This window comes from Flavobacterium agrisoli (assembly GCF_016522065.1).
GTDB lineage: Bacteria > Bacteroidota > Bacteroidia > Flavobacteriales > Flavobacteriaceae > Flavobacterium > Flavobacterium agrisoli.
On the sequence record NZ_JAEHFV010000011.1, the window covers coordinates 1 to 6,880 of the forward strand.

Annotated in this window: 6 protein-coding genes; all 6 read left to right on the forward strand. The window is 28.9% G+C overall.

Annotated features, from left to right (window positions below; all coding sequences use genetic code 11):
- Positions 1-99: 99 nt before the first annotated feature.
- The 6 genes from I5M07_RS15840 to I5M07_RS15865 all read left to right on the forward strand — a co-directional run bounded on the left by I5M07_RS15840 (position 100) and on the right by I5M07_RS15865 (position 6,561).
- On the forward strand, positions 100-1,830 hold the full coding sequence (locus I5M07_RS15840; protein WP_200107429.1) for an ATP-dependent nuclease: 1,731 nt from the start codon (positions 100-102) through the stop codon (positions 1,828-1,830).
- A 194-nt stretch (positions 1,831-2,024) separates the two neighbouring features.
- Entirely contained in the window at positions 2,025-3,041 is a 1,017-nt protein-coding gene (locus I5M07_RS15845) for a toll/interleukin-1 receptor domain-containing protein (RefSeq protein WP_200107430.1), read from the forward strand.
- Positions 3,042-3,220: 179 nt separating this feature from the next.
- Positions 3,221-4,222: a hypothetical protein gene (locus I5M07_RS15850; protein WP_200107431.1), complete on the forward strand. Its 1,002-nt coding sequence runs from the start codon at positions 3,221-3,223 to the stop codon at positions 4,220-4,222.
- 167 nt (positions 4,223-4,389) lie between these two features.
- A complete protein-coding gene (locus I5M07_RS15855) occupies positions 4,390-4,953 on the forward strand; it encodes a hypothetical protein (RefSeq protein WP_200107432.1) in 564 nt (187 codons plus the stop codon).
- A gap of 297 nt (positions 4,954-5,250) precedes the next feature.
- On the forward strand, positions 5,251-5,745 hold the full coding sequence (locus I5M07_RS15860; RefSeq protein ID WP_200107433.1) for a hypothetical protein: 495 nt from the start codon (positions 5,251-5,253) through the stop codon (positions 5,743-5,745).
- 276 nt (positions 5,746-6,021) lie between these two features.
- Positions 6,022-6,561, forward strand: coding sequence for a DUF3575 domain-containing protein (locus I5M07_RS15865; RefSeq protein WP_200107434.1), 540 nt, complete (start codon positions 6,022-6,024; stop codon positions 6,559-6,561).
- Positions 6,562-6,880: the final 319 nt, after the last annotated feature.

The following is a 6,880-nucleotide window of genomic DNA, read 5'->3' on the forward strand; positions in this document are numbered from 1 at the left end:
GATTTTTATCCCTATGAGATAAATAAAAATCTATATTTGTTTTGCAGGCGGTGGCGTTTTTTCACAGTCTGACGTTATGCGATATTTTAAACCAAAACTATGTCAGAATTAAGAATCAAGAAGTTATTGATTGGAAATTACAGATCATTTAATGAACGTGTAGTTTTTAATTTTCCCAATAAAAAATACTTAAAACCTATTTCAATTATCGGATATAACAATAGTGGAAAAACAAATATGCTAAATGCAATATTATACTCTATTGGTTATAAATACACAACAAAAGAGACTTTCTCAATTAATGACTTTTATAACCGACAAATTGAAAATGTCCCACATATTGGGATTTTATTAGAAAGTTCAATTGAAAATAAATACGATGGCAAGCAAGCTAATTTAAACGGTTATCAGCAATTAGAAATACAAATAGATGGAATTGAAATTGAGGGTGCTAAATTTAGAAGTACCGACCCAACGGGACAACAAGAAAATTGGCAATCATTTGGGGCGTTAAAATATTATAATGTTTTCTACATTAATTTTCACAACATAAAAGAAGAAATAAAGACTAAGAAAACCAGTTGGGGAAATTTATCTTCATTCTTAGCAAAACATATTCATAAATTAGTTGAAACGGATTCTGTCTTGGTTGATAAAAAAGAAGAATTTGACAGACAGACTAAAGAAGCTACGGAAAATGTATTAAGAGATTCACTTCTCCAAAATTTCATTGAAAAAATTAGGGTTAATTATAGTGCCAATTTAAGAAACAATGATTGTCATGTTGAATTTGGATTGCCTAATTATGAAGATATATTTTTACAAATGTTATTTAAAATTGGATTAAATGGAAATTCTGAAAATTTAATACCGATAGAGCAATTTGGAGATGGTTTCATTTCTATGTTTGTAATGGCAGTTATTCAAGCAATTGCCGAAACAAATACTGAAGACAAATGTATATTCTTATTTGAAGAACCAGAGAGTTTTTTACATGAAAACCATCAAGAATATTTTTACAAAATGGTTTTGTGTCCGTTAGCTAATAAAGGTCATCAAGTTATATACACAACTCATTCAGACAAAATGATTGATATATTTGACACTAAAAGTATTATAAGACTAGAGTTTGACGAAACTGAAAAGAGAACAGTCTGTAAATACAATAATACAGAGGAAGAACCAAATTTTGAGAATATTGTCCAGATAAATAATTTTAACAGTTATATAAAATCCATTGAACCAAATCTAAATAAAATTCTGTTCAGCAGAAAAGTAATTCTTGTAGAAGGTCCGAATGACTTACTTTGTTATAACTACGCCTTTGAAAAAATAATCTATGATATTACTGGAGATTCTAACTTTTCTAAAGCATACTTAAACTTCAGAAATATTTCTATTCTACCACATCACGGAAAAGCCACAGCCTTGTACTTACTAAAATTGTGTAAGCATTTTGGATTAGATTATTTCTTAATAAATGATTTAGATATGGAAATCAATATTATAGAAGAATTGAATCAGTTTGAAGAACTAAATGCATTACAACAGAGTGATTTATATTTGTTTGATGGAATTGAAAATAGAAACGCTACTTCAAAAGGAATAATTACGACAAATTTTAATTTATTAAAAAATGCAGGAATAGAAAAAATTCATTTTAATATTCCAAAACTTGAAGGAGTGATTGGTTACGAAAGTGATGATAAAAACAGTTTAAGTATATGGAATCTTCTCCAAGAAATTGAAGATTTTGAAGTTGATTTGATTCCAGAAAATTTGACCAGCTTTTTAGAGTTAGATTCTATAATCGAAATTGTAGAAGTATAAAAAAACATCGCATAACAGCCGTTTGGCGAGATTGGGGTTTTAGGCTTAATGGAAAGTTGGTTTTGTATTTGGAAAATTTGTGTTTAACCGAAAAATCTCGCATCTTTATTCCCCAACCTCGCCAAGCGCCAGAACGTTACCAGCAATTTTCGCACAAAATCGAAAAATATGTGTCAAAAACAGAAAATATATAAATGAAAATATTCATCTCACATTCATCAAAAAATAAATTATATGGTGATAAACTAGTAGATTTATTAAGAAATATTGGAATAAAAGAGGACGAAATAATCTTTACAAGTAATACCGCATATGGAATTCCTATTGGTCAAAATATTTTTAATTGGTTAAAATCTCAAATTACAGAAAAACCATTTGTAATTTATTTATTGTCGGAAGAATATTATCAAAGTATTGCTTGCTTAAATGAAATGGGTGCTGCTTGGATAATTGAGAATAAACACGCAGCAATTTTTACTCCTAACTTTAATCTATCTAGTAAAGAATTTCAAAGTGGCGCATTAGACCCACGAGAAATAGGATTTTATATTAATGATGAAGAAAGAATATTATCATTTTTACAATTAATTTCAGAAGACTTTGAAATATCAAAAAGTCATATTATAATTTCTCAAAGTGTAAAAAAGTTTATAAGTGAAGTTAATGATTTTAAAACTGAAATCTTAAAGCCATTATTGAATAAAGTAATACAACAAGAAAAATTAGTTGCTAAAGAAGAACATAAAATAGTGGAAACTGCAATAGAACCTTTGAAAGTAATTTCTGTAAAAAATACAGACTTATATACAAAGTTTACAAGCTTAATAACCTTAAAAAAGTTAAAAGATGACGAACTTATTTTATTACATTACATAATTGAAACTGGAAGGTTTAAATTAATGACTGGTTGGCAAGAACAAAACGAAATTGATAATATTAGAGAATGGGAATTAATTAATGAAATTGACAACAAATTATCAAGAAACTATCCATCAATATTAAAAAGATTTGAATTACGAGGTTTTACAGAAGTATCAGCACTTACTAGTTCTAACAATCCTAAAGAATTAAAAATTAAAGAGGAAATTAGTAATCATCTACTCGACTTACCTGAAAACGTAATAAATATAATAACGGAAAATATTGATAAAAATCATTTAGAATATATCGCAAAAGTGAAAGCTGAAGAACCAGAAGACTTACCGTTTTAAAAAAAACTGCTGGTAACACACGTCTTGCGCCATTTGCGAATTTAGTGGAATTACCGTTTTTTAATCGTATTTTCGTTCAGCCGAAAATACTCGTCTTCGTAAGTCGCAAACGGCGCAAGGCGCGAGAACGTTGGGCGTAATACGCATACACGCAGGAAAAATTACATTAAAAAAACTAAATGAACGAAATAATACAAAAATTAGAAGATATTGTAAATCAACTTGAAGATAGCATTTCAAGTGAAAATAATATGAGTATTGACATCTTAATTGACACTAAAAATAAATTGAGTTTATATATCCAAAAATTTTTTAATTCAAAAGCAGAATATACTAAAACATTAACAAATATTAATAGTAAACCTACTTCACGTAATGGTTTCCATACTTCAGTAACCGAATTTAAGAGTTTAGCATCAACACTAATTCAAGATTTACAACTTTCTATGAATGATTTTTCATTAATAACTGAAAAAGAAAAAAATGAGTTAATTAATAACGCTAGAAAAGAAATTGAAAATGAAAAGAAGAAAATTGATTCTGAAGCAAATGAAATTAGAAAATTACGGATTGAATTGCAAAATGAAAGAGAAAATTTAATTAATGAAGAAAAAAAGTTCGATGAATTTAAAACAAAATTGGAAATTGCTGATAAGCAATTAGATTTTCAATTTGAAGCAGAAAGCAACAAGAAAGCTGCAACAATTTGGGCAATAATAACAGGGATTTTGATTAGCTGTTTACTTATCTTTCTTTTTTGCAGTTTAGATTCAAATAACAACCTTTCTGATATTGCTTTAAATATTAAAAAACAAATGTCAGAAAAAGGAAAAAATATTGACGATATAACAGTCAAAACAATCTACTTTTCATATTATAAATTTCTTATCACTAAAATATTTTTATATTCTATTTTCATTTATGCAATCATATTTTGTGTCAAAAATTATAATGCACAAATGCATAACAAAATTATAAATATGCACAAAGGAAATGCTCTTAAATCAACGTTAAGCTTATTAAATACTGCAAAATCTGATGATGGAAATGATAAATTATTGGTGCAAGCAACTCAAGCAATATTTTCTCATCAACAAACAGGTTACAATGGAAAAGAAAGTGAACCACCAAGCCCAAATCTTGTAACGAATGTAATAGATGCAGCAACTAAAAAAATATAGTACTACGCCCAACACACGTCTTGCGCCATTTGCGAATTTAGTGGAATTACCGTTTTTTATCGTATTTTCGTTTAGCCGAAAATACTCGTCTTCGTAAGTCGCAAACGGCGCAAGGCGCGAGAACGTTATGCCTCAGTTTACCACAGAACCTAAAAATAGAATCTAAAATGAAAATATCAGAAGGCAAAAAGAAAGATTTAATTTTAGAATATATAATTGAAAGAGAACGTGGAAATCAACCAAAAAGCGCTTCATCTGAAGAAATTAAAAATGATGTGTTACCAAATTCTTCAATTGAGGAAATTACAATTCTATTAAAAGAAATAGAAATGCACAATCCTGAATTAGTTAAATTCTATTTTGGAATTACTACAACATATTCTACGAAAATTATTTTTGCGCAACCTTTTTTAAAAAAAGGAGGTTTTGAAAAATTAGAAAAAGAGGAAATAAAACAAAATAGAAAAAACACTTTTGATTTCAATGTTTCTAAATTTCAATATTATACATTTTGGCCAATCTTTATTTTTGCTTTTATAGGTTTTGGTTTTAGCGTTTCTAATTTCATAAAAGACCAAAAAAATCAAGAAAATACAGAAAAACAAAAACAACGAATTGACAAAATGGAATCGGAACTAACCAAATTGCATACTTCCATTTCAAACCGTAAAAATCTTGATTCTTTGCGTAATTCCAAGGTGTCGACCAAGAAAATTGATAAAGAAGAATAGCAAAATAAACTATTGCGAATATTGAAAAAATAAGTACGTATAAGTTATATATTGACATAATAACCAATTTAAAAACACTTCCGACTTAAAATCGGTGCGGAAGCTAAACCGAAAATTGAAACGTGAAAATTGGAATAAATAAAAAACCGAAGGCATAACAGCCGTTTGGCGAGATTGCGAATTTTGTGGTAAATTCACGTTTACGTTTCGCAAGAAATTTTATCTTAGTCGAAAATACTCGGTTACGAAGTTCGCAACCTCACCAAGCGCCAGAACGTTGGCAGAAATACAAAAAAAATGACGGAAATAAAGAAAAATACAGAAGTCAAACTGAAATCATTTTTAGGAACTTTAACTTCAGAGAAGAAAATATTTGATGACGAAAATTATTGGAAACTAATTGGACAAAAAGGAAAAGTTGTTGACGATGTTGAAATTAACGACGGAAGAGTTTTAGTATTATTTGAAAATAATTTGGACGATTTCAAAGTAATAAATCATAACCCAATTAAAAATTCATTGTGGATTAAGAAAACTGATTTAGAAATTGAAATGAAAAAATTTTCAATATCAGAATTGGAAAATTGGATGTCGGAAAATGGCATTAAAAATACATATACTCCAGGAAATCGATATGAAACTGATGAAGGTTTAGGTTTAGAAATTATTGGAGGTTTATTTGTTTGTTATCATTTTGAGCGTGGCGAAAGAAATGACATAAAATATTTCAAAAATGAAGAAGAAGCAACTGAATTTCTTTATGAATATTTAAAGCCGAAAATAAATAACTAAAAATGTACTTCTGCCAACACACGTCTTGCGCCATTTGCGAATTTAGTGGAATTACCGTTTTTAATCGTATTTTCGTTTAGCCGAAAATACTCGTCTTCGTAAGTCGCAAACCGCGCAAGGCGCGAGAACGTTAGCGGTCAGCAGTGAAAGCGTATAAAAATAAAATTTGTTTTTATAGAGAAAAATTGTATTAAAATTAACTTAGGTCATAGGTTTTATTAACACATAGCAAAGCAAATTATTATATGTTTGTCCTCGATAATCAACAAATATATTATGAAAAAAAAGTACTTAATTACTGCAATGTTATTTTCGCTTTTTGCTGTTAATGCACAAAATGACAACTCTGAAAATACGAAAAAGAATGAATTGAAATTAAACGTCATATTACCTTTGACTGGTGCACTTGAAGGAACTTACGAAAGGAACTTGAACAAAAATTCTTCATTAGGTGTTTCTGTATTTACAGTATTCAATAACGATAAATCACACGATGATTTAAATTATTCTCTATCACCATATTATAGAAGATATTTCGGAAAGAAATTTGCTTCTGGTTTCTTTGCAGAAGGATTTGGAATGTTAAGTTCAATTGACGGAAAAAAAATATATGACACAAATAATAATTCAATACTTACTGAAGGTTCTGATGTAATTGATTTTTCCCTTGGTTTGGGCTTAGGAAGTAAATGGGTTACTAAAAGTGGAATTATATTTGAAGTGAATGCGGGTTGGGGAAAATTATTATTTAATGCTGATAAAACTGACCATACCCAAGTTATTAGAGTAGGTTTTCATTTAGGTTATAGGTTTTAGTAACGAAAATACAACGGATTTACTTTTTCAGATTTTAAGAACACAATATTTAAAACTAAAAAATGGAAAAGAGAATTGGAATAAATTGGAATGGACACACGGAATAAATAAACTGCCGAACCGCTAACACACGCTACAAGCAATTTGGGAATTTGGCTTAATAGAAAGTTGGTCTTGTATTTGGAATATTTGGCAAATCCGAAGAATGGGCTTAATTTAATCCCAAACTGCTTGTAGCGCGGGAACGTCAGGCTGTGAAAAAACCTCGTTTCTTCCTCAAAAAAAGCTAATTTTTGCAGTACTACAAGCCTGATAAAGC

Excerpts from the sequence above, each read along its gene's own strand:
- I5M07_RS15845 (WP_200107430.1), top strand. The coding sequence starts at position 2,025 with ATGAAAATATTCATCTCACATTCATCAAAAAATAAATTATATGGTGAT.
- I5M07_RS15840 (WP_200107429.1), top strand. The coding sequence starts at position 100 with ATGTCAGAATTAAGAATCAAGAAGTTATTGATTGGAAATTACAGATCA.
- I5M07_RS15855 (WP_200107432.1), top strand. The coding sequence starts at position 4,390 with ATGAAAATATCAGAAGGCAAAAAGAAAGATTTAATTTTAGAATATATA.
- I5M07_RS15860 (WP_200107433.1), top strand. The coding sequence starts at position 5,251 with ATGACGGAAATAAAGAAAAATACAGAAGTCAAACTGAAATCATTTTTA.
- I5M07_RS15865 (WP_200107434.1), top strand. The coding sequence starts at position 6,022 with ATGAAAAAAAAGTACTTAATTACTGCAATGTTATTTTCGCTTTTTGCT.
- I5M07_RS15850 (WP_200107431.1), top strand. The coding sequence starts at position 3,221 with ATGAACGAAATAATACAAAAATTAGAAGATATTGTAAATCAACTTGAA.